The organism is Vibrio sp. 2CM40D (assembly GCF_023161825.1).
In the GTDB taxonomy this organism is placed as follows: Bacteria; Pseudomonadota; Gammaproteobacteria; order Enterobacterales; family Vibrionaceae; genus Vibrio; species Vibrio alginolyticus.
Window position 1 is genome coordinate 13,777 of record NZ_JALNTL010000015.1, and the last position, 22,046, is coordinate 35,822.

17 protein-coding genes are annotated in these 22,046 nt (G+C 46.6%); 4 read left to right on the forward strand and 13 right to left on the reverse strand.

From position 1 onward, the window contains the following. The first annotated feature begins 40 nt into the window (after window positions 1-40). The gene (locus MTF70_RS22280; RefSeq protein WP_053307400.1) at window positions 41-1,228 is read left to right on the forward strand and encodes a 3-phenylpropionate MFS transporter; all 1,188 of its coding nucleotides are present in this window, start codon (window positions 41-43) and stop codon (window positions 1,226-1,228) included. A gap of 135 nt (window positions 1,229-1,363) precedes the next feature. Next, window positions 1,364-4,795, forward strand: coding sequence for a PAS-domain containing protein (locus MTF70_RS22285; protein WP_085570088.1), 3,432 nt, complete (start codon window positions 1,364-1,366; stop codon window positions 4,793-4,795). 90 nt (window positions 4,796-4,885) lie between these two features. On the opposite strand, the gene MTF70_RS22290 is transcribed toward MTF70_RS22285, so the two are convergent. From MTF70_RS22290 to MTF70_RS22310, 5 genes are all read right to left on the reverse strand, one after another. Then, entirely contained in the window at window positions 4,886-6,271 is a 1,386-nt protein-coding gene (locus tag MTF70_RS22290) for a class II fumarate hydratase (RefSeq protein ID WP_005386369.1), read from the reverse strand. Between the two features lie 17 nt (window positions 6,272-6,288). Continuing rightward, window positions 6,289-6,666: a hypothetical protein gene (locus tag MTF70_RS22295; protein WP_005382370.1), complete on the reverse strand. Its 378-nt coding sequence runs from the start codon at window positions 6,664-6,666 to the stop codon at window positions 6,289-6,291. A 199-nt stretch (window positions 6,667-6,865) separates the two neighbouring features. Beyond that, complete coding sequence (locus MTF70_RS22300; RefSeq protein WP_005382371.1) at window positions 6,866-7,348, reverse strand: hypothetical protein; 483 nt, start codon at window positions 7,346-7,348, stop codon at window positions 6,866-6,868. Window positions 7,349-7,456: 108 nt separating this feature from the next. Next, window positions 7,457-9,184: a sodium:solute symporter family protein gene (locus MTF70_RS22305; RefSeq protein WP_005382372.1), complete on the reverse strand. Its 1,728-nt coding sequence runs from the start codon at window positions 9,182-9,184 to the stop codon at window positions 7,457-7,459. Window positions 9,185-9,196: 12 nt separating this feature from the next. Then, on the reverse strand, window positions 9,197-9,460 hold the full coding sequence (locus tag MTF70_RS22310; RefSeq protein ID WP_005382373.1) for a DUF4212 domain-containing protein: 264 nt from the start codon (window positions 9,458-9,460) through the stop codon (window positions 9,197-9,199). Window positions 9,461-9,980: 520 nt separating this feature from the next. Here MTF70_RS22310 and MTF70_RS22315 point away from each other — a divergent pair. Continuing rightward, complete coding sequence (locus MTF70_RS22315; RefSeq protein ID WP_005382374.1) at window positions 9,981-11,732, forward strand: potassium/proton antiporter; 1,752 nt, start codon at window positions 9,981-9,983, stop codon at window positions 11,730-11,732. Here the strand turns inward: MTF70_RS22315 and MTF70_RS22320 are convergent. From MTF70_RS22320 to aspA, 4 genes are all read right to left on the reverse strand, one after another. Continuing rightward, on the reverse strand, window positions 11,729-12,358 hold the full coding sequence (locus MTF70_RS22320) for a response regulator transcription factor (RefSeq protein ID WP_005382375.1): 630 nt from the start codon (window positions 12,356-12,358) through the stop codon (window positions 11,729-11,731). The genes MTF70_RS22315 and MTF70_RS22320 overlap by 4 nt on opposite strands. 193 nt (window positions 12,359-12,551) lie before the next feature. Then, window positions 12,552-14,384, reverse strand: a complete 1,833-nt coding sequence (locus MTF70_RS22325) for a protein-disulfide reductase DsbD (RefSeq protein ID WP_005382376.1) — start codon at window positions 14,382-14,384, stop codon at window positions 12,552-12,554. A 161-nt stretch (window positions 14,385-14,545) separates the two neighbouring features. Beyond that, window positions 14,546-15,853, reverse strand: a complete 1,308-nt coding sequence (locus MTF70_RS22330; RefSeq protein WP_042523706.1) for an anaerobic C4-dicarboxylate transporter — start codon at window positions 15,851-15,853, stop codon at window positions 14,546-14,548. A 176-nt stretch (window positions 15,854-16,029) separates the two neighbouring features. Further along, entirely contained in the window at window positions 16,030-17,481 is a 1,452-nt protein-coding gene (gene aspA / locus MTF70_RS22335) for an aspartate ammonia-lyase (protein WP_005382379.1), read from the reverse strand. 431 nt (window positions 17,482-17,912) lie between these two features. On the opposite strand from aspA, the gene MTF70_RS22340 reads away from it, so the two are divergent. After that, window positions 17,913-18,431, forward strand: coding sequence for an FxsA family protein (locus tag MTF70_RS22340; protein WP_033907286.1), 519 nt, complete (start codon window positions 17,913-17,915; stop codon window positions 18,429-18,431). A 70-nt stretch (window positions 18,432-18,501) separates the two neighbouring features. Here the strand turns inward: MTF70_RS22340 and trmL are convergent, their stop codons facing one another. The 4 genes from trmL to MTF70_RS22360 form a co-directional block, all read right to left on the reverse strand. Further along, window positions 18,502-18,981, reverse strand: a complete 480-nt coding sequence (gene trmL, locus MTF70_RS22345; RefSeq protein WP_025768811.1) for a tRNA (uridine(34)/cytosine(34)/5-carboxymethylaminomethyluridine(34)-2'-O)-methyltransferase TrmL — start codon at window positions 18,979-18,981, stop codon at window positions 18,502-18,504. 136 nt (window positions 18,982-19,117) lie between these two features. Then, window positions 19,118-19,726, reverse strand: a complete 609-nt coding sequence (locus MTF70_RS22350) for a superoxide dismutase (protein ID WP_005382382.1) — start codon at window positions 19,724-19,726, stop codon at window positions 19,118-19,120. Window positions 19,727-19,900: 174 nt separating this feature from the next. After that, the gene (cpxA, locus tag MTF70_RS22355) at window positions 19,901-21,295 is read right to left on the reverse strand and encodes an envelope stress sensor histidine kinase CpxA (RefSeq protein ID WP_005382383.1); all 1,395 of its coding nucleotides are present in this window, start codon (window positions 21,293-21,295) and stop codon (window positions 19,901-19,903) included. After that, on the reverse strand, window positions 21,295-21,984 hold the full coding sequence (locus MTF70_RS22360) for a response regulator (RefSeq protein ID WP_042523708.1): 690 nt from the start codon (window positions 21,982-21,984) through the stop codon (window positions 21,295-21,297). The genes cpxA and MTF70_RS22360 overlap by 1 nt, the downstream gene beginning before the upstream one ends. Between the last annotated feature and the right edge of the window lie 62 nt (window positions 21,985-22,046).

Genomic DNA, 22,046 nt, shown 5'->3' on the forward strand with positions numbered 1-22,046 from the left:
CCGGCTCGAACGTTGGTGTTCCCGTTTTAGGATATTAGTAATGTTGAAACCTTCTCCGTATGGCTGGATTTCCCAGTACTTTCTCGGATTCTTCTTTGCGTATGGCGTGTATCTGCCATTTTGGTCACTTTGGTTTAAGGATCAGGGCGTATCTTCGACAGATATCGGTTTGCTGGTCGGGTTAGGCCTTGCGACACGTTGTGTTGCCAATATCGTGATCACCCCACGAGTACACAAAGTCGAACATCTTATGCCTGCTTTACGTTGGTTGAGTTTCGCTGCCCTCCTTTTTGTTGGATTTCACTTTTTTACGGGTGGTAGCTTTTGGTTAATGGCACTAGCGACAGTGTTGTTCAATCTTTGTTGTGGACCGATTATTCCGTTGTCGGACGCGATGGCAAATTACTACGCTCGCCTGAAAATGCTCGATTATGGCCGCACGCGGCTATGGGGTTCGATCGCCTTTATCGCAGGCTCGACGGCAGTGGGCTACCTGGTGGCTGAATTTGGCTCCGATATGATCTTGTACACTGCGATGTTCGGCGTGTTTATCTCGTTGCTGTTTGCTATGCGACCGACTAACCCAATGCCTGTAACGCACGGTGGGCAAAGCGCAGAACGTCCAAAGCTGACCGCTCTTTTGACCGACAAGCCGATACTAAAATTCTTAGTGTTGGTGTCACTAATTCAGGGCAGTCATGCGGCTTACTACGGCTTTAGTGCGATTCACTGGAAGGCCGCTGGTCACTCGGAAGATGTCATTGGCTACTTGTGGAGCTTAGGAGTGGCCGCAGAAGTGGCAGTGTTTGCATTGAGTAAGCGCTTATTCGTAGGTTGGTCAATACGCGCGCTGTTTATTGCTGCTGCCGTTGGTGTAATGATGCGTTGGGGTATTACGGCGTCGACAACATCAATTATTGCTTTGGTGGTTGTTCAACTATTGCATGGTGTGACTTTTGCTACCGCACACATTGCCGCGATCCAATATATCCAAAACTCCGAAGAAAATAAGATCGTAGCGTTGCAAGCGTTGTATAACGCGATTCCGTTGGGCGCATTTATCGCGTTAATGACCGTATTGAGTGGCTGGGGTTATGAGCACTGGGGACCGCTTGTGTTCTGGGGCATGGCCGCGATGGGGTTATTGGCTCTGTTCATCAAGCTTGATTCGCAAGACCCACATCAGGTGGTTGATGTATCAGACAAGCCACTTGAAACTCAGAATTAGACTTATGTAACAAAGGTTAAAAACTAAGCTTTGTCTCCGTTATCAAAGCAGTGTTAAATGAAACCTCTCCCTCATGGAGAGGTTTTTTTATTCTCTTGCTTTAAAAGTAGCAAGAAAGGCAAGAAAGGATATCGGATGCAAGGATGGCTGGTGGTTCCCGTTTCTTTAGCGTATTTGGGAGCTTTATTTATCATCGCGTGGTACGGCGACATTCAGAAAAGGTGGCTAGCGCGCTGGCGGCCTTGGATTTATAGCCTTTCCATTGCGGTGTACTGTACATCGTGGACCTTCTACGGCACGGTCGGGCAGGCCAGCAGTAATCCTTGGTCTTTCTTGCCCATTTATATTGCTCCCATTTTAGTGTTTACCATCGGATGGCGCGTTTTAGCTCGGCTTATTTTGATTGCTAAACGGGAACACATCACGTCGATTGCTGACTTTATCGGAGCACGCTACGGTAAATCCCAAGGTTTGGCCGTGGTTGTTACGCTCATAGCGGTTGCGGGAATTTTGCCGTACATCGCTTTACAGCTGCGTGGTATCACTATGGGGCTTGAAATCATTGCTCCGGAGCTAGCTACTGATTTTGGTTATCAAAACGATAGCGTGTCGTGGTTTGTTGTGGTCGCATTGGCGATTTTTACGATGCTATTCGGTACCCGCCACATTGATAACACGGAACACCATCGTGGGATGATGATGGCAATTGCCTTCGAATCCATTATCAAACTGCTGGCTTTTTTAGTGGTTGGTGTTTTCATTGTTTGGTTGGCGATGAACACCGAGAATTTGAGCTTAATTGATGTTGCCGCGCAGACGTATCAGTCACCAAATATCCCGACTATATTGATTCATACTGTACTGACCATGCTGGCGATAGTTTGCCTTCCGCGACAATTCCATACGATGGTGGTAGAAAATGAACGTGCTCAAGATTTGCATGTGGCTCGTTGGTTGTTCCCCATTTATCTGATCTTAATGGGGATTTTTGTCTTACCTATTGCGTGGGTAGGGCAAGGTCTCTTGAGTGGCGCTTCGCCTGATACTTATGTCATCAGTGTGCCGATGTCGGTAGGGGCGAGTGAAATCGCCTTGCTTGCGTTTTTAGGCGGTACTTCAGCGGCAAGTGGCATGGTTATCGTATCGACGATTGCCTTAGCGATCATGGTCTCGAATGACTTGGTTATGCCATTGCTATTGCGTCGCATGCGACTGACGCAGCGTAACCATCACCATTTTTCTGAATTATTACTGCGGATCCGCCGTGGTTTGATATTAGTTTTGTTGATTGGCGCGTGGTGTTTCTATCAAGCGTTGGACACTATTCATTCACTTTCTGCTATCGGCTTTCTCTCGTTCGCGGCTATCACGCAATTCGCTCCTGCGCTGGTTGGCGGTATGTATTGGCGTCAAGGGAATAAGAAAGGTGTGTATGTTGGCCTCGCGGTGGGTTTTGCTACCTGGTTGATTACGTTAATGAGCCAAACAGACATGCTTGCCGGAGACGCCAGTAATAACTTCCTGATCTGGTTGATTACGCCACCAGAGGTATTGGCTAGCTTTGATATCGCGATTTCAGATTGGGGGATGATCCTCAGCGTGGTCGCTAATGCAGTGTGTTTTGTTGTGGTTTCTATGGCTACCCGACCAAGCCTAAGTGAGCGCTTACAATCGGCATCATTCGTTGGTACACCGTTGCCTGAAAGCGAAAATATGAGTCTGTACCAGAGCCGCGTTACGGTTGCAGAACTGGAAATGCTAGCGTCCAGATTTGTAGGACGAACGCGAGTTAAAGCGGCGTTTCAAGCCTACTGGAGCCAACAACGAGAAGAGTTAATGCCGAATCAGCAAGCGCCATCTTCTCTGATTCGGCATACGGAGCGTGTGCTGGCAGGGGTATTTGGTGCATCTTCTGCTAAGTTAGTGCTTACTTCCGCTCTGCAAGGAAGAAACATGCAGCTTGAAGAGGTGGCGACTATCGTCGATGAAGCCTCTGAACTGTACGATTTTAGTCGGGGTTTACTCCAAGGCGCGATTGAGCATATTGGACAAGGTATTGCGGTCGTCGATAAGCAACTACGCTTGGTAGCGTGGAACCAACGCTATTTAGAACTCTTTGAATTTCCGCCAGGCCTGATTCAAGTAGGTCGACCGATTGCGGATGTGATTCGGCACAATGCAGAGCAGGGGTTGTGTGGCCCTGGTGACCCTGATGACCACGTCCGTCGCCGTGTTTATCACCTTGAGCAAGGGACTCGGCACACCTCTTCTCGGGTTCGTCCCGATGGTCGCGTGATAGAGGTGCAAGGTAACCCAATGCCAGGTGGTGGCTTTGTGATGAGCTTTACCGACATCACCGTATTCCGTGATGCAGAGCAAGCACTGAAAGACGCCAACGAGACATTGGAAGAAAGGGTACGTCTGCGGACTCGAGAATTAGAACAACTTAACAAGCAACTGGTGGAAGCGACGCAGCGCTCGGATTTGGAATCGAAGTCCAAATCACGGTTCTTGGCGGCAGTAAGCCATGACTTGATGCAACCGCTCAACGCGGCGCGTCTATTCGCTTCTTCACTATCGGAAGTCGCCAAAGACAGCGAAGCCAAAAAGCTGTCAGCACACATTGAAAGTGCTTTAGAGGCTGCCGAAGACTTAATTGGAGATTTGCTGGATATCTCGCGTTTGGAATCGGGCAAGTTGGAAGTCAACGTGCATGGCTTTGCGTTAAATGATGTGTTATCGAATTTGAATGCTGAGTTTAGTGCGTTAGCCAAACAGCAAGGTATAGAGTTCACGATGATTCCGTCCTCACTCATGGTTAAGTCGGATCCCAAACTGCTGCGCCGTGTGGTGCAAAACTTCCTGACCAATGCGTTTCGTTATAACCCGAATGGCAAAGTCGCACTCGGTGTTCGCCGCGTGAAAGGGCGAGTGCGTATTGATGTATGGGATAATGGAGTGGGGATTGAAGAAGAGAAGCAGCAAGAGATTTTTGAAGAGTTTAATCGCGGAACTCAAGTTCGTTCCGACCAAGGCCTCGGACTTGGTTTGGCGATTTCGAAAGGAATTGCTCAGGTACTTGGGCATGAAATTTCGATGCGCTCTTGGGTTGGAAAAGGCAGTGTTTTTTCCATCACCCTAGATAAAGCTGATCATGTTCAGCCTCATCCAGTTCACGTGGCGATGAATAAGCAATCTGAACTCGGTCATCTGAGAATCCTTTGTGTCGATAATGAGCCTGACATTCTAGTCGGCATGGAAAACTTACTTTCCCGATGGGGTTGCGATACACGAGTTGCGATTGATTTAGTTGAAAGTCTACAAGCGCTTGAGGATGGTTGGATTCCGGATGTAATTTTCTCCGATTACCGACTTGATGATGGTCGTACTGGTTTAGAAGTGTTACAGCAATGCCGCCTGAGATTAGGCCACAGCTTTGAAGGCGTCATCATCAGTGCAGATCGTACCGATGATATGCTTGATGGCATCAAAGCAAATGGGTTCAGCTTTATTGCTAAGCCAGTTAAGCCGCTTAAGCTGCGTTCGGTGCTCAATCGAGTCGCTTAGGATTGGAGTGTTTGAAAAATCGCTATAAAAGAGACCTCCGAATGGAGGTCTCGATGTTTGTAATCTTAGTTGATAGGCTGAGTTTGCCGTTTATTCTGCGACGCCGCCTTGGGTCAGTTTGGCTGGATTAAGCAATCGCTCTAGTGTGGCTCTATCCAAATCAGTTTCTTCTTCCGCGACATCAATAATCGCGCGTCCCTGTTTGTAGGCTTTTTTCGCGACTTCTGCCGCTTTTAGGTAACCAATGACCGGGTTGAGAGCCGTGACCAAAATTGGGTTTTTGGCGAGTGCTACATCCAAGTTATCTTGGCGAACTTCAAACGTCGCAATGGCTTTGTCAGCTAAAGCGGTTGCGCTGTTAGAGAGTAACTCGATGCTCTCCAATACGTTATGAGCAATAACTGGCAGCATGACGTTAAGCTGGAAGTTGCCCGCTTGGCCTGCGACGGTTATGGTGGTGTCATTACCAATGACTTGCGCTGATGCCATAGCTGCTGCTTCTGGGATCACAGGATTTACTTTGCCAGGCATGATGGAAGAACCCGGCTGCAAGCCTTGTAATTCAATTTCACCTAAACCAGCCAATGGGCCTGAATTCATCCAACGAAGATCATTTGCGATCTTCATGATCGCAACTGCTGCTGTTTTGAGCTGTCCCGACAGAGCGACGATCGCATCTTGACTGCTTAAATTGAAAAAGAAGTTATCACTGGCCGTGAACTGAATGCGAGTTGATTGGGTTAGGTTGCTAGCGAATAAGTCTGCAAAGCGTGGATCGGCATTGATCCCCGTTCCAACCGCCGTACCACCTTGGGCTAAGGCTTTTACAGCAGGAAGTGTTTGTTCAATCGCTTGTTTTGCATGCTCGATTTGGAACTGCCAACCGCCAAGTTCTTGAGCAAAGGTAATTGGCATCGCGTCCATTAAGTGGGTGCGACCGGTTTTTACAACATCTTTCAATGCTTGCTGTTTAGACTCTAGTGTTTGGCTGAGGTGTGACAGGGCCGGGAAGAGCTGTTTTTCGATGGCTAATGCTGCGCTAACTTGAATGGCCGTTGGTACCACATCGTTGCTGCTTTGCCCCATGTTGACGTGATCATTAGGGCTAACAGTGCCGCCTAGATGCTGGGAGGCCAGTGTTGCAATTACTTCATTCGCATTCATATTTGAGCTAGTGCCTGATCCTGTTTGGAACACGTCAATTGGGAATTGCTCAATATGATTGCCTTCGATAATTGCTTGAGCTGCGTCAGCAATCGCGTTGGCAATATCTCCTTCAAGCAGCCCTAGCTGTGCGTTGGTGAGTGCCGCAGTCTGCTTGATGTGTGCTAACGCTTTGATAAAACCAGATGGCATTTTATGTTGACTGAATGAGAAGTTATCGACGGCGCGTTGAGTTTGGGCTTGGTAGAGAGCATCTGCAGGGACCGTTACTTCGCCCATACTGTCAGTTTCTATGCGGAATTCGGTGCTCATGGTAGGGATCCTTTTGGTTAATCGAGTGAGATTTGAATCAGGCGTAATTGTTGTTGTAGTGCGAGAAATTTCACGTCGCCTTGTTCAAACTGGTAGTAATAGCGTTTGAGGCAGAATAATGGCGTATGGATAGAATCGAGACAGACACGACGGAAGATACGGCTGCGAGTTGAGTCTTGAATTGCGTCTAGTAAATGGAAATAAACCTGACGTAAAAACAGCTCACACAACAATAGATTTTCTTCATCGGCATCGTGTTCATAACAAGAAGACAACACCATTCCCCAATGAATATAGTCATGAATCACGTCTGGCTCAAAGCCATGTGGTGCGGCGAGAAGGAATCTATCTTGGGCTTTAAAAAATGCGTTAAAGATGTCCCGTTTGTTGTCCATAACCACCTCTCATTAAATGTAATGATAATTATTATCAATTAAATTGTGGGTTGGCAACCCTTTTTAGAGTAAGAGGTTGTTGAAGAAAGACTTACGGAAACAAAAGCCGACGCAAAGGCGTCGGCTGAGTAGGAATTCATTTATGCTGAGTGAAACTAAGTCACTGTCGTTTGAATACCGGTGAATTAGCTTGTCGCCGTTATTCAGTAAATAAGGTTTCGTACTTCACAAATGCGGTTTGTGTTTCACCATAATACAGTGTGCCGCCTGATTGAATGACGACTCTTAACCAGCTTTCTGCAGATGCAGGCTTTGGTAAGGTGATGTACCAGCTTTGGCCTGCTTGATCGGCGGGCTTCATATCAATCGGTTGAGCGTTTTTCTCTTTGTCACTCACAATAGAAACTTTAACCCCTTCGAGTGGGTAAGCGGCGTTGAGTGACAATTCTAAGTTATTTTTAGTGAGTTTTTCAGAGCGAAATTTCACTTTAAAATCGCCATTTTCCATATCACACAGACCACTGGTGTAACGACAATTAGACTTACTCGCGAGTTTGTAAGTTTCCCCTTCTTGCGCCGCGTGGGGTTTCTCGCTGAGGGCCATATCGGTACCGAAGTAAGCGATCAAAGAGAGAACTGGCGCAATCAGTAGAGCGAGAATAAAGTGCTTGTTTTTGAACATCTTGGCTTCCTTGCAACGACATACTGCGAATATGGTAACTGAAAAGTGAGAATAAAAAAGCCCCGGACGGCTGGTTCCAAACGGGGCTTTTGTGGTTTTGATTAGTTTTTAGTGATCCACTGCACTACCAGCACCTACTGGCACGCGAACGTGTTCGACTAGGTCTTTTACTTCTTGTGGCGTTTCTGCTGTTACTTTGGAGACAGCGAATGCGACGATGAAGTTAAATAGTGCGCCAATAGCACCAAACGCGTTTGGCTCAATACCCAGGAACCAGTTTGTTCCCCAGCTTTCTAGATATTTCCAATCAGCAACGAAAAGGATGCCTTTGTGTTGGAATACGTAGAACAGCGTAATACTGATACCTGCAATCATACCGGCGATTGCGCCTTCTTTGTTGATGCTCTTGCTGAAGATGCCCATCATCAATGCAGGGAAGATGGATGAAGCGGCAAGACCAAAGGCGAGTGCTACCGTACCTGCGGCAAATCCAGGCGGATTTAAACCGAGATAGCCTGCGGCTGCTATCGCTACTGCCATTGATATTCGACTAGCAAGTAGCTCTTTTTTCTCGGATATGTTCGGATTGATAACCCCTTTGATTAAGTCATGGGAAATAGCTGAAGAAATGGCGAGTAGTAAACCTGCTGCGGTAGATAGTGCAGCTGCAAGACCACCTGCTGCCACAAGTGCGATCACCCAGTTTGGTAGTTTAGCGATCTCTGGGTTAGCCAATACCATGATGTCGTTATCAACGCGCAGTTCGTTGGTGGACGCATCTGAAGTGTATTGGATATTGCCATCGCCATTTTTATCGTCAAAACCGAGTAGTCCAGTTGTTTCCCAGTTTTTGAACCACGCAGGACGCTCGTCATACGCTAGGTGCTGACCCGGAGCTGGATTTACCGTATTCATTAGGTTGAGACGAGCCATCGCTGATACCGCTGGTGCTGTAGTGTAAAGGATTGCGATGAAGATCAGAGCCCAGCCTGCTGATGTACGTGCGTCGCGAACCTTCGGCACGGTAAAGAAACGGATAATTACGTGTGGTAGACCGGCAGTACCAATCATCAGTGACATGGTGTAGACAAACATATTAAGTGTGTCGCCACGTACTTGGGTCGTGTATTCACTGAATCCGAGTTCGGTCACAACTTGGTCAAGCCGATCGAGTAGATAGACATCGGTACCAGCCATGGTACTCCCCAGACCAATTTGTGGGATTGGGTTACCAGTGAGTTGCAGAGAGATAAAGATTGCAGGGATAGTGTAAGCAAGAATGAGTACGCAATATTGAGCAATCTGCGTGTAAGTGATGCCTTTCATGCCGCCAAGAACCGCGTACATGAAAACGATACACATACCAATTAATAGGCCGGTGGAGTAATCCACTTCTAAGAAGCGACCAAACGCAACGCCCACGCCTTTCATCTGACCGATAACATAAGTCACTGATGCGATGATAAGACAAACAACCGCTACGATACGTGCTGTGTTGGAGTAAAAGCGTTCACCAACAAACTCTGGCACCGTAAACTTACCAAATTTGCGTAGGTAAGGCGCTAGCAACAGCGCAAGCAGAACGTAGCCACCAGTCCAACCCATTAGAAATACTGAGCCGCCATAGCCCATGAAGGCAATTAAGCCTGCCATTGAGATAAACGACGCTGCGGACATCCAATCGGCTGCGGTTGCCATACCGTTTGCAATCGGGTTTACACCGCCACCAGCAACATAAAACTCTTTGGTTGATCCGGCGCGAGCCCAAATAGCAATCCCGATGTACAGGATGAACGTGGCGCCAACGACCAGGTAGGTAATAGTTTTCAAATCCATCTGAGTGACTCCTTATTCGTCCACGCCGAATTCACGGTCAATTTGGCGCATCTTCCATGCGTAATAGAAAATAATTCCTAGGAACGCATAGATGGAGCCTTGTTGAGCAAACCAGAAACCGAGTTTGTAACCGCCTAGTTGAAATTGATTTAGTACGTCGACAAATAAAATGCCGCAGCCGAAAGACACGACGAACCAGATGACCATTAGGCCGATCATGAGCTTCACGTTTTTGTCCCAATAGGCTTTGGCTCTTTCTTCGCTTTCAAATGCCATTGCCGTCTCCTTACGATTGGTATTGTTGTTAATGAAATGTTTCAATATGTACATTAGCAAGGTGTTGGCAATAACTCTTTTCAACTTTAGTCGGGGTGTTAAAAATGAAGAACCCCCATATTATGGGCTTTTGCAGCGAACAAAGGGGCAAAACGTTATGTTAATAAACTGTTAAGTTAGCCAAAGGTCTAAAGGTTGATTGGATAAACAGGCATGATTAAGACGGGCCATTAATCTTTTCTTCATTGAACTTGGAGATGCTGTGTAAGTATTGGTGGTGATCTTGTGGCTCTTAAAGAGAGAAGGCGTAGATAAGAAAGCTCACAAGTAATTTATTTACATAAAGTTTTCGCATCAAATCACCGTTTTAACGCACAATAAAGTAATATAACTGAGTCATTCTCGTACAACCTCGCATTTTGAGACGGTGTAAAGGGGAGGCAGATTAGGGCATTACCTCATTAACGAAGTAGCCTTGCTCATCACAATTATTATCGTTTTTCATTAAGGGAGGGTGAGAATGGACGCAGACACCATTAACAGTTTTTTTCTAATAGGTGCGTTGTTAATCGCACTTAGCGTTCTTTTAAGCCCAGTGTCTTCTAAGTTGGGAATCCCAATTCTTTTGGTATTTTTAGCCGTTGGAATGCTAGCGGGGGAAGACGGCTTAGGCGGCATTTTATTCGATAACTTTTCGATCGCTTATTTGGTTAGTAACCTCGCATTAGCCATCATTTTGCTTGATGGTGGGATGAGAACGCGGGTCGCCAGCTTTAGGGTTGCGTTATGGCCCTCGGTCTCTTTGGCGACATTTGGCGTTGCGATCACCACCATTTTAACCGGGCTGATGGCAACGTGGTTATTCGACTTAGATTTATTGCAAGGCATATTGGTTGGTGCGATTGTTGGTTCCACCGATGCTGCCGCGGTCTTCTCTCTACTCAAAGGTCGTAGCCTGAACGAACGTGTTGGTTCAACGCTGGAAATTGAATCCGGCACCAATGACCCAATGGCGGTGTTTCTGACCGTAACTCTGATTGCTATTTTAGCGAACCCTGGCGCAGATTTAAGTGCGGGCTTTTTGGCGTTCAGTTTTCTTAAGCAGTTTGGTATTGGCGCGTTACTTGGCTTCGCTGGTGGCTGGATCTTATGGAAAGTTATCAATCGCAATCAATTACCAGATGGGCTGTATTCTATTTTAACGGTCAGTGGTGGCTTGCTTATTTTCGCTTTATCTAACACTTTGGGTGGCAGTGGTATTTTGTCGATTTACCTTGTTGGTCTTTTATTAGGTAACCGTCCAACACGCAGCCGCCACTCTATTCTTCATGTTTTAGATGGTATGACGTGGCTAGCTCAAATTGGTATGTTCTTGGTGCTTGGTTTGTTGGTTACGCCATCCAATTTACTCTCTATTGCGTTGCCAGGTCTTGCGCTTGCTTTCGGGATGATTTTGTTTGCCCGACCAATCTCAGTTTGGATTGGTTTACTGCCATTCAAGAGTTTCACGCCACGTGAAAAGTGGTTTGTCTCTTGGGTAGGACTGCGTGGTGCTGTACCTATCATCCTCGCGGTATTTCCGATGATGGCAGGGTTGCCAGATGCTCAACTGTACTTCAATTTGGCATTCTTTGTAGTAATGGTGTCTTTGATAGTACAAGGGGGCACGTTGACTAAGGCGATGTCTCTTGCAAAGGTCGAGCTACCTTCTAAGCCTGAGCCAATTTCGCGTACGGGTGTAGAGATTTACCCGACCAGTGAGTGGGAGCTGTTTATCTATAGACTTAAAGCAGATAAATGGTGCATTGGTGAGCCATTACGTAGTCTTTCGATGCCGGAAGGAACGCGTATCGCCGCTGTATTTCGCAGTAAAGAGCTATTGCACCCATCCGGCAGTACGCGTCTTGAGGAAGATGATACCTTGTGTGTATTAGCACAAGAAAAGGATTTAGATGCACTGAGCTTACTGTTTAGTGAAGCCCCAGAGAAAGCGTCGCTAGCGCGATTCTTCGGTGACTTCTTCCTCGATATTGAAGTGAAGCTTGCCGATATTGCCGTGATGTATGGTTTGAATCTGGGGGATGAACCGCTGGATAAAAGTTTGAGAAACCTTGTCGAAGAGCAATTAGGTAGCACGCCAGTATTGGGAGACCATTTCGAGTGGCAAGGTTTGCATTGGATCGTCGCTGATGTTGTTGATCAGCAGGTCACTAAAGTCGGTATCCGATTGCCAAACGAAAAAAGTAAGTCTGACGATAAGACGTCAATCTAGTCGCTCATTTCCGTCAGCATAATCACGGCTTGCGTGCGGTTCTTTACACCGAGCTTACGGAAAATGGCTGTCATGTGCGCTTTTATGGTGGCTTCTGAAACATTCAATTCGTAAGCGATTTGCTTGTTCAGCAAGCCATCGGACAACATTCCCAACACTTTATATTGCTGCGGTGTTAGCGCAGCAATCTTTTCCGCTAAGTCATTACATGCCGCGTTATTGGTGATCAACCCTTCAGGGAAGTATGGGTCGCCATTCAGCACTTGATTGAGCGCGTTCACTAATTCGCGCATGTCGCTGGACTTGGGAATAAAACCAAATGCACCATGGCTTTTCACCTGCGTCACGATCGCCGGCTCTTCACTCGCTGAAACGACGACGATAGGTAAATCTGGATGCTCTGCTCGCAAATGAATCAAGCCAGACATACCATTTGCTCCTGGCATTTTGAGATCCAATAGCACTAAATCTGGCTCTTCCTCTCGTTCTAACAAAGCCAGAAGTGCGTCGAGTGAGTCCGCTTCCAGCAAATTTGCACCACTAATAGCCATGTGGATAGATTGAAACAAGGCATTCCGGAAGAGTGGGTGATCATCTGCAATAATGATGGTGTAGGTCGAATCCATGACGTTAAACACTTTTGACTATTTCGTTAAATTTATTATTGTCCAGCTTTGAGAGAGTGGACAATATTTATTCGCTAAAAGTCTGAACCAAATCGACTTTTATTAGGAAAATTGCATATAAACGCAATGTTCTTATTCAAATCTGAGCAATAAAAACGCCAGTGGACATCACTGGCGTTTGAATATCTGGTTATCAGAACTGCTTGATATGCTCTAAGAAAGGCTCGGCTTGCATAAAGCCCGTCAAACGAGCGTTTGAAACGTGTTCACCACTGGCATCCCAAAACTCAATTGTTGGTAAACCAAGCACACTCATGTGCTTCAGTAGTTCGATGTCTTGCACTTGGTTTTTGGTCACGTCCGCTTGCAGAAGAACGAAGTCTTGCAGTTTGGCTTCGACGCTTGGGTCATGGAAGGTGTACTTTTCAAACTCTTTACATGCTACACACCAATCGGCGTAGAAATCGAGCATGACGGGTTTACCTGCCGCTTTCGCAAGTGCCAGTTGTTCTTCAAGCTCCGCCACGTTAGCAATGCGAGTAAAGCTAACAGTGGCTTGCTGAGTTTGTGTTGTGCTGTTGCCAAACCAGTAATTTAAGATAGGTTGTGCTGAGGCTAGCAAACCTAAGACGGCGATTATGCCCACGGCACTTTGTTTCCAGCCACCAAACTCTAGACTGTTTTTGATGTGGTATAGCCAACCAAAAGCAGCAATACCCAGTGCTGACCACAGAATCGTTGACCACATTTCTGGCATGATGCGTTCTAGTAAGAAGATAGGTGCGGCAAGCAGAATAAAGCCGAAGAGTGTTTTCACTCGGTCCATCCAACCACCTGCTTTTGGTAGCAGTTTGTTGCCGAAGACCGCAACAAGAATCAGCGGAATACCCATGCCCATCGCCAGCGCGTATAACGCGATACCACCGGTAAGCAAATCGCCGCTTTGTGCAACGTAAAGTAGCGCACCAGACAGAGGCGCTGTGGTACATGGTGAGCACACCAGTCCAGAAATCGCCCCCATAGCGAATACGCCTGCACTGCTGCCGCCTTGTTGTTTGTTGCTGAGGTTGTTTAACCACGTTTGAACGTTGCTTGGTAGCTGTAATGAGTACAGACCAAACATAGACAAAGCGAGTGCGATGAACAGTACGCTCAAACCAATCAGCACATAAGGGTGTTGCATTGCCGCTTGGAACTGCATGCCAGCAGACGCGACCACAAGGCCGAGTAGGGTGTAAGTCAGCGCCATGCCTTGCACGTAGACGAATGACAAGCCTAGCGCGCGGCGTTGGCTTAGTTTGCCACTGCCAAGCACTATGCTGGTCAGAATTGGGTACATCGGTAGCACACAAGGTGTAAACGCCAAGCCCACACCAAGCGCCAAGAACAGAAGTGGTGTCCACCAGTTATCAGCAAGGTTGGCTGCAAGGCTATCTTGCTGTGTTACTGGAGCTGATGGTGTGTCGGCAGAACTAGATGATTGCACCGCTGGTGGCGTTGCTGTTGGTGCCTGTTCTGCTTTTGATGCAGTTGTCGCCGTTGTTGAATCTGAGTTCGACGAAGTAAACGCGCTGATAGGAATCACGCGAGTTTCTGGCGGGTAACAGAAGCCTGCTTTCGCACAACCTTGGTATTGCACCACCACGCGCGCACCGTCTTGCCAATCATACATTGGTACGTTAACGAAGAGAGGTTGCGTATAGATATGCACGTCACCAAAGAATTCATCTTTATGCGGTGTGCCGTCTTCCATTTGCAGTTCGCCTAGCGATACTTTCTCACCAGCTACAGACAAGCGCTCTTGATATAGGTAGTACCCGTCACGTACCTGCCAATCGAGCATCAATTTGTCATCTTGCTGGTAGAAGTTAAATGGAAACGCCTGATCAACCGGAACAAAGCTGTCGCTGCTGCTACCAAAACTGTTGTTCTGGCTACTGTTAAACTGGTCTTTGCCAAATAAAGCTAAAGACGGAGTGGAAAAGGTAATGAGCCCTAAGAGTAAAACGGAAAGTAATGCGCGCATAAAAGAGTCAATTCATCTTAGATAATTGCCGTTAGTGTAACTCAATCAGACCCGGAGGCGAGTCAATAAGTTTCATGAAAATGAAGATTTATTGAGCATAAATCAAGACAACAGGCAATAAAAAAGGGAGCCGAAGCTCCCCGAGTAAGACTCTGTTTCTACTAGATCAGTAGACCACCGAATGCGAAGCCAAGTGCTACCGCAGAAGCGATGGTTACCACACCAGGTACAAAGAATGGGTGGTTGAATACGTACTTACCGATACGAGTTGAGCCCGTGTCGTCCATCTCAACCGCTGCTAGAAGCGTTGGGTAAGTTGGCAGCACGAATAGCGCACTTACTGCTGCGAAAGATGCAACTGCGGTAAGTGGTGCAACACCGATTGCTAGTGCTGCTGGCATCAGCGCAACAGTGGTTGCACCTTGTGAGTAAAGCAGCATTGAAGCGAAGAATAGAACAAGTGCTAGCATCCATGGGTAGTCTGCTAGTAGCGCACCCGCAACTTCTTTGATGCCGTCAACGTGCGCGTTAACGAACGTAGAACCTAGCCATGCCACACCAAGAACACACACACACGCTGTCATACCAGAGCGGAATGTTGCTGCGGCTGGGATTTTGCCAGCATCGATTTTACAGCTCATTACGATAGCTGCCGCAGCTGCGAGCATTACCGTCATGATAGCTTCGTTACGGCCTAGAGCAGGGTTCTCGATAAGACCCACAGAGCCAGAAATTGCTGCTGCGTAACACACGACAAATGCGATTGCGCCTAGGAAGATGAAGGTTGCTTTCTTCGCTGTTGGTAGGATTTCGCGTTTTGCTTCTGTATTTAGCTTGATTAAGCCTTTTTCTAGACGCTCTTGGTATTCAGCATCGTCTTTTAGCTCACAGCCCATGAAGTTCGCCACGAACGCACCGATCATGCACGCGATGAACGTCGTTGGGATACAGATTGCTAGTAGTGTTAGGTAGTCAACGCCAAATGGGTGCAGCATTGCCGCGAACGCGACAACAGCCGCTGAGATTGGTGATGCGGTGATAGCGATTTGCGATGCTACGACCGCGATAGACAGTGGACGAGAAGGGCGCACGCCTTGGCCTTTCGCTACTTCTGAAATCACTGGCAAAGTAGAGAATGCCGTGTGGCCAGTACCCGCCATTAATGTCATTAGGTAAGTTACGATAGGCGCATAAAAGGTGATGCGCTCAGGATGCTTGCGCAAAAAGTTTTCAGCAACTTGCACCATCCAGTCTAAACCACCAGCTACTTGCATTGCTGCGATAGCGGTGATTACAGACATGATGATCAAAATTACGTCAACGGGAATGTAAGCTTGGCTTGTTGGTACGCCCAAGATCAAAGACAACGCAATGACCCCAGCACCACCGGCAAAACCAATGCCGATACCACCGATTCTTGCCCCCAAATAGATGAAGAGCAGAACCACGAAGAGTTCGACCATGACCATATTGATACCTCTTTAGTTTTTTATTTGATTCTGATTTTTTGAACACTCAGGAACAGGAGTAAATGCTCAGAGAATGAGAACCTAGTGGTTTAGCGGCAATAAAAGCATATAAAAAATGTGGTTAACCGTATGAGAGCCTAAAAAAGGGGCCTGAGTGGCCCCCTTCGGATTCGTTATTACTCGTAACGTTTTGCTTTGTAAGTAGGATGCATGAAGTTTTCTACTGACAAGATTTCATCAAGCTCCTCTGCTGTAAGCAGACCGCGCTCTAGCACGACTTCACGAACACTCTTACCAGTTTCTGCACAAATCTTACCTACGATGTCACCTTCGTGGTGGCCGATGTATGGGTTTAGGTAAGTGACGATACCGATAGAGTTGTAAACGTAGTTTTCGCAAACTTCTTTGTTCACAGTGATGCCGTCGATACATTTATCACGTAGGTTCACACACGCATTGTGTAGTAGAGAGATAGACTCAAACACACTTTGTGCGATCACAGGTTCCATAACGTTTAGCTGTAGCTGACCGCCTTCTGCTGCGAAAGAAACCGTGTTGTCGTTACCGAGAACTTTGAAGCAAACTTGGTTTACTACTTCTGGGATAACTGGGTTTACTTTAGCTGGCATGATTGAAGAGCCTGCTTGCATTTCAGGTAGGTTCAATTCATTTAGACCCGCACGAGGACCAGAAGAAAGTAGACGAAGGTCGTTACAGATCTTCGATAGTTTCACTGCTAGGCGTTTTAGCGCGCCGTGAGTCATTACGTATGCACCACAGTCAGACGTTGCTTCGATAAGGTCTTCTGCTGCAACAACGTCAAGGCCTGTTACTTCCGCTAGGTGTTTTACTGCAAGCGCTTGGTAGCCAGTTGGTGTATTTAGACCAGTACCGATTGCGGTTGCGCCTAGGTTGATTTCTAGGAGGAGTTTAGATGTGTAATCTAGAGCACGAATCTCTTCGTTTAGTGTTACCGCCCATGCATGGAACTCTTGACCTACTGTCATTGGTACTGCGTCTTGAAGCTGAGTACGGCCCATTTTCAGTACATCTTTAAACTCAACGGCTTTAAGTTCGAATGCGCCTTTTAGGTACTCAATTGCTTCCATTAGCTTGTGTACGCTGTTGTATACCGCAATACGGAAACCTGTTGGGTACGCACAGTTGGTTGATTGGCTCTTGTTTACATGGTCATTTGGGTTAACAAATTCGTATTGGCCTTTCTCTTTACCCATCAACTCAAGCGCAACGTTTGCGATCACTTCGTTCGTGTTCATGTTAACTGAAGTGCCTGCACCGCCTTGGAATACGTCTGATGGGAACTGATCCATACACTTGCCAGTTTCTAGGATCAAATCACACGCTTCGATGATGTAGTTTGCAACGTCTTTTGGAATAGCGCCAAGTTCTTTGTTTGCTAACGCTGCTGCTTTTTTGGTCATTACCATGCCGCGTACAAATTCTGGTACGTCAGAGATGGTCATATTGGAGATGTTGAAGTTCTCGATCGCACGTAGCGTATGAATACCGTAGTACGCATCTGCAGGGACATGACGTTGACCTAATAGATCTTCTTCAATACGAGTGGCTGGGTTTGCTGTTTTTGGAGCATCAGATAGGGTAGCCATAGCAGGATCCTTAGATGATAATTCTGATAATAAAGTTATTTATTAGCCATTTCTGCAATCTAGAATCCATTCATCAGAATTTTTGGCTGGAAAATCCGTCCTGACTTATGTGGCACATGATACTGCACCTAGCGCATAAAAATAGTAACTAGATCACCTTTTTCGTTTTTCATGAGTCAATAATTTGCAAAGTATGAACGGGTTATTAATAACCCTTTATGGGTACTCGATTTTCCTCGACAAACATGAGTTTTTAGAGTTCGAAATTAGCACTTTAAAAGCACGAAAAAATCGGTATGCAATTGAATGAAACGCGCTCCCGCTACTTTGTCTAAAAGAGAAGGAGACCAGTATGAACACGCTTTTTTACAACGATTCGTTTGAGCTTAGTCTGCTTTTACCATTACACTGAATTAAACAAAGGAGGGCGTGTGTTTCCTATCTTATTATTAGCGTTTATTTTTGTTCCGATCATTGAAATCGGTTTATTTATTCAGGTGGGCGGCTTTTTAGGTTTATGGCCGACCATTGCACTAGTCTTAATCACGGCATTTGTTGGTGCATCGTTGGTTCGTAGCCAAGGTATACAAACACTGATGTCAGTACAGGGGCGTCTTGAACAAGGTGAAATTCCAGCCCAGCAAATTTTTGAAGGCGTAATGCTAGCGGTGGCTGGCGTGCTACTGTTAACCCCGGGCTTTATGACCGATGCCCTTGGTATGTTGGTGTTGCTTCCTGCGCCACGCGCCGCGATAGCTAAATACTTGATGAGCAAAATGGTGGTGAAAACCATGCATGGCGGTGGCTTCCAAGGTGGTTTCTCTAACCAGGGGCCATTTGAGCAAGACCCGTTCCGTCGTGACCCATTTGATTCCCAGTCAGATAATGGCAATACCTTCGAAGGGGAATACGAGCGTAAAGACGATGATGATCGCAACAAGCTCAACTGATTGAGTTAGACAGTAAAGAAAATAAAAGGGTGCACCAAGCGCCCTTTTCTGTATTTGGAATTCGTGCTGCTTACAATGCGCCTTCAAAGCCCATTTGACGCCATGCTTCAAAAGCAATGATCGCAACGGCATTCGAAAGGTTTAGGCTGCGCGCATCTGGCATCATTGGAATGCGAATACGCTGCTCCATTGGCAAGCTATCGATGATTTCAGCAGGCAAACCACGAGTTTCTGGACCAAACATCAAAACATCACCCGTTTGGTATTGTGCATCAACGTGGTGACCTGTGGTTTTGGTGGTGCAGGCAAACAATCGGTAGTTACCTTGCTTCTCTTTCTCTAAATATTCTAAGAACGCTTGATAGTTTTTATGACGCGTTACGCGAGCTAAATCATGGTAATCCAAACCAGCGCGGCGGACTTTTTTCTCTTCAAGATCGAAACCCAGAGGTTCAATTAAGTGAAGGTTTGCACCGCAGTTGGCGCATAGTCGAATGATGTTGCCGGTGTTCGGCGCGATTTCTGGTTCGTATAAAGCGATATCAAACATGGTATTGAAATAGAGTTGGTCAAAGAGAGGGGCAGTATATACCCAAGTCACCGAGATATGCGAGATTCAGCAAGATTGACCTGGGTATGAAAGCAGACATTAGCGCGGATGTAAATACCGTAAGTAGCGATGCTCTTTATAAGAGAGCGTGAGCATAGTTTTCTTCAACTGCTCGCCAGTTGACGACGTTCCACCACGCATCAATATATTCTGGGCGACGGTTTTGGTAGCTGATGTAATACGCGTGCTCCCACACGTCTAATGCGAGGATTGGTTCACCGCGCACATCCACTACATCCATCAGAGGGTTGTCTTGATTACTGGTGGACGTAATGTGAATCTCACCATCTTTTACGATCAGCCATGCAAAGCCAGACCCAAAGGTATTGATGGCAGCTTGGGCAAACGCCTCTTTAAATTGCGCAAAGCTACCAAATTTATCGTTAATTGCTTGAGCAAGCGCGCCTTGAGGCTCTCCGCCACCGTTTGGTGACATGCAATTCCAATAAATGATGTGGTTGTAATAGCCGCCACCATTATTACGTACTGCTGGACTGAGCTTAGAGATATTGTCAAAGATCTCGTCTAATGACTGAGTTTCGAGCTCGCTCCCTTCAACGGCATTTACAAACTTATCAAAGTACGTCTTGTGGTGTTTGCTGTAATGCACTTCCATGGTTTTCGCATCGATGTACGGCTCTAGTGAATCGTACGGGTAAGGCAGAGCGGGAAATGTATGTGACATAGTAAATCCTCCTTAATTGGAAAATTTACTTTAATGCTAACGATAATTATTATCAACTTTGATCTTTGTAAGGGTATTCTAAGAAGCCTCACCAATTTCTAAAGTGAGGGTGGGGCTGTGAATCACTCACTCTAGAAATATGGTGCGAATTATTGTTAGTTCATCAAATTGAGACTAACAATTGATCGGTAAGGTGATACTCATGCGCAATCCGCCTAAAGGACTTCGGCTGGCTGCGATCGTGCCACTGTGCTGGCGAATGGCACTTTCGGTAATGGTTAGGCCGAGACCTGTGCCGCCAGAGTGGCGATCGCGTGCCGTGGAAACGCGATAGAACGGGCGAAAAATCGCGGCCAGTTCCTCTTCTGGTACACCTTCTCCATTATCGTCAACCGTGATACGAAGCGTATCGTCATCGGCTTTGATGTCGATTTGTACCTCATCTTTTCCGTAGTAAATGGCGTTACGAACGATATTTTCCACCGCACTCATCAGCAGTTTAGGGTTACCGGAAATATTGCGCTTAGGTAATTCTGAATAGTGTAGCTGTTTGCCCATTTGCTCTGCTTCAAACTGCGCATCTTTAATGATCTCTTCCCATAAACTTTCTAATGGCTGTGTTTCGCGAGTCATATGACTGTTCGCCTGCATGCGAGAAAGCTCTAATAGTTCACTGATCATCTGTTCCAAGCGCTGCGCTTCTGTATCGATACGAGTCAATTCTGGGCTTTCTCCTTGTTTACGCGTCGCTAATGCGCTTGCCATGCGCAGACGAGTTAAAGGTGAGCGCAGCTCGTGAGAGATATCGGATAGCAAACGTTGTTGTCCTGAAATCATTTGATTAACCGCTTCGACCATCTGGTTGAAGCTGCTACCTGCTTGACGAAATTCCGCCGTACCTTTTTCTAAATTTGGGTCTGTGACAAATTCACCTTTCGCCACACGTTGAGCAGCGGCTTCAAGACGACGTGCAGGCTGACTCAAAGCCCAAGCAAGCCATAACAGCAATGGTGTACTAACCAACATGACCGCAAGCAAGAGCTGGAATGGGTGATCAAACAGACGCAGGAGTAGAGGTGGTGGCTCATTCCATTTGAAACCCACGTACATCAAGATATCGGAACCTGCCAAAGTGATAGGAATTGGGCCCGCAATCATGTATCGACCATACAGCTTCTGCTTTGGATTATTGTAATCTTCGATACTGGTGACAAAGTTTTGCATGGCACGCAATTGAAAATTGCTGCGTTTTTCTGTCGTAAGAACATTACCGCTATAGTCAGAAAAAAACACTCGTGGGCGAGGGTCGTGCTTGCCGTGGCGGTTGCCCTCGATACGAAAAAGTATGCGGCCTAAATCAGTTTGCTGGCTGTATTTTTGTTGGATTGAGTCACGCGTTTCTACCATACGTTTGTAGTGTTCTTCTGGAATATCGCGAGCTTTGCGTGGGTCCAAATGTGGCAGTGATAGCACGGCTATCAATACTAATAACATGGTGAACCAAAAAATGGCAAAGATGCGTCCATACAGGCTATTGATGTTTGGCAGTTTGATGCGTGATAGGCGCATTAATCCTCCTCAAGCAGCATGTAGCCACGACCACGCAGGGTTTTGATTCGCGGCTTACCATTGCTTTGATCTGGTAATTTTTTACGTAAGTTCGAGACATGCATATCGATAGCGCGATCAAAAGCAGCGAGTCGTTTACCAAGCACATCTAAGCTCAGTGTCTCTTTGGTCAGCACTTGTCCTGGGTTTTGTACGAAGTGGGTGAGTAGCGCAAACTCGGTTGCCGTGAGATCGAGCAACTGTTGCTCACAATACGCTTCTTGCTTACCGGGATAGAGGCGGATTTCTTGATACTCAATGCAATCGCTGTTTTTGGTATTTTTTTGTGTGCTGCTAGTGCGGCGTAAAATCGCGCGGATTCGCGCTAACAGCTCTCGGTCACTAAAAGGTTTTGGTAAATAATCATCCGCGCCCAGTTCCAAGCCGATCACGCGATCAATTTCTTCCCCTTTAGCGGTCAGCATCAAGACGGGAGTTTCCCAATTTTCACGTAAGCGTTTCAGCGTTTCCATGCCATTGAGTTTTGGCATCATGACATCCAACAAAATCAAATCAATCTTATCATTGATCGCAGCTAAGCCGGCTTCACCGTCATTTGCTTCGCTGACCTCAAACCCTTCGAAACTGAGTACTTCTTTTAATAAGCTAGTTAGCTCGATATCGTCATCGATTAAAAGAATGTTTGCCATGGGGGCACCTATAGTAAGTTACCGATAGCCTAATATTACATTGGAATGATGCGCAACGAAGA

Bases quoted from the DNA above. Each gene is read 5' to 3' on its own strand.
- MTF70_RS22325 (WP_005382376.1), bottom strand. From the start codon at position 14,384: ATGCGCGCATTACTTTCCGTTTTACTCTTAGGGCTCATTACCTTTTCC.
- MTF70_RS22280 (WP_053307400.1), top strand. From the start codon at position 41: ATGTTGAAACCTTCTCCGTATGGCTGGATTTCCCAGTACTTTCTCGGA.
- MTF70_RS22305 (WP_005382372.1), bottom strand. From the start codon at position 9,184: ATGGATTTGAAAACTATTACCTACCTGGTCGTTGGCGCCACGTTCATC.
- MTF70_RS22285 (WP_085570088.1), top strand. From the start codon at position 1,364: ATGCAAGGATGGCTGGTGGTTCCCGTTTCTTTAGCGTATTTGGGAGCT.
- MTF70_RS22300 (WP_005382371.1), bottom strand. From the start codon at position 7,348: ATGTTCAAAAACAAGCACTTTATTCTCGCTCTACTGATTGCGCCAGTT.
- MTF70_RS22315 (WP_005382374.1), top strand. From the start codon at position 9,981: ATGGACGCAGACACCATTAACAGTTTTTTTCTAATAGGTGCGTTGTTA.
- cpxA (WP_005382383.1), bottom strand. From the start codon at position 21,295: ATGCGCCTATCACGCATCAAACTGCCAAACATCAATAGCCTGTATGGA.
- trmL (WP_025768811.1), bottom strand. From the start codon at position 18,981: ATGTTTGATATCGCTTTATACGAACCAGAAATCGCGCCGAACACCGGC.
- MTF70_RS22310 (WP_005382373.1), bottom strand. From the start codon at position 9,460: ATGGCATTTGAAAGCGAAGAAAGAGCCAAAGCCTATTGGGACAAAAAC.
- MTF70_RS22290 (WP_005386369.1), bottom strand. From the start codon at position 6,271: ATGAGCACCGAATTCCGCATAGAAACTGACAGTATGGGCGAAGTAACG.
- MTF70_RS22320 (WP_005382375.1), bottom strand. From the start codon at position 12,358: ATGGATTCGACCTACACCATCATTATTGCAGATGATCACCCACTCTTC.
- MTF70_RS22360 (WP_042523708.1), bottom strand. From the start codon at position 21,984: ATGGCAAACATTCTTTTAATCGATGACGATATCGAGCTAACTAGCTTA.
- MTF70_RS22295 (WP_005382370.1), bottom strand. From the start codon at position 6,666: ATGGACAACAAACGGGACATCTTTAACGCATTTTTTAAAGCCCAAGAT.
- MTF70_RS22350 (WP_005382382.1), bottom strand. From the start codon at position 19,726: ATGTCACATACATTTCCCGCTCTGCCTTACCCGTACGATTCACTAGAG.
- MTF70_RS22330 (WP_042523706.1), bottom strand. From the start codon at position 15,853: ATGGTCATGGTCGAACTCTTCGTGGTTCTGCTCTTCATCTATTTGGGG.
- aspA (WP_005382379.1), bottom strand. From the start codon at position 17,481: ATGGCTACCCTATCTGATGCTCCAAAAACAGCAAACCCAGCCACTCGT.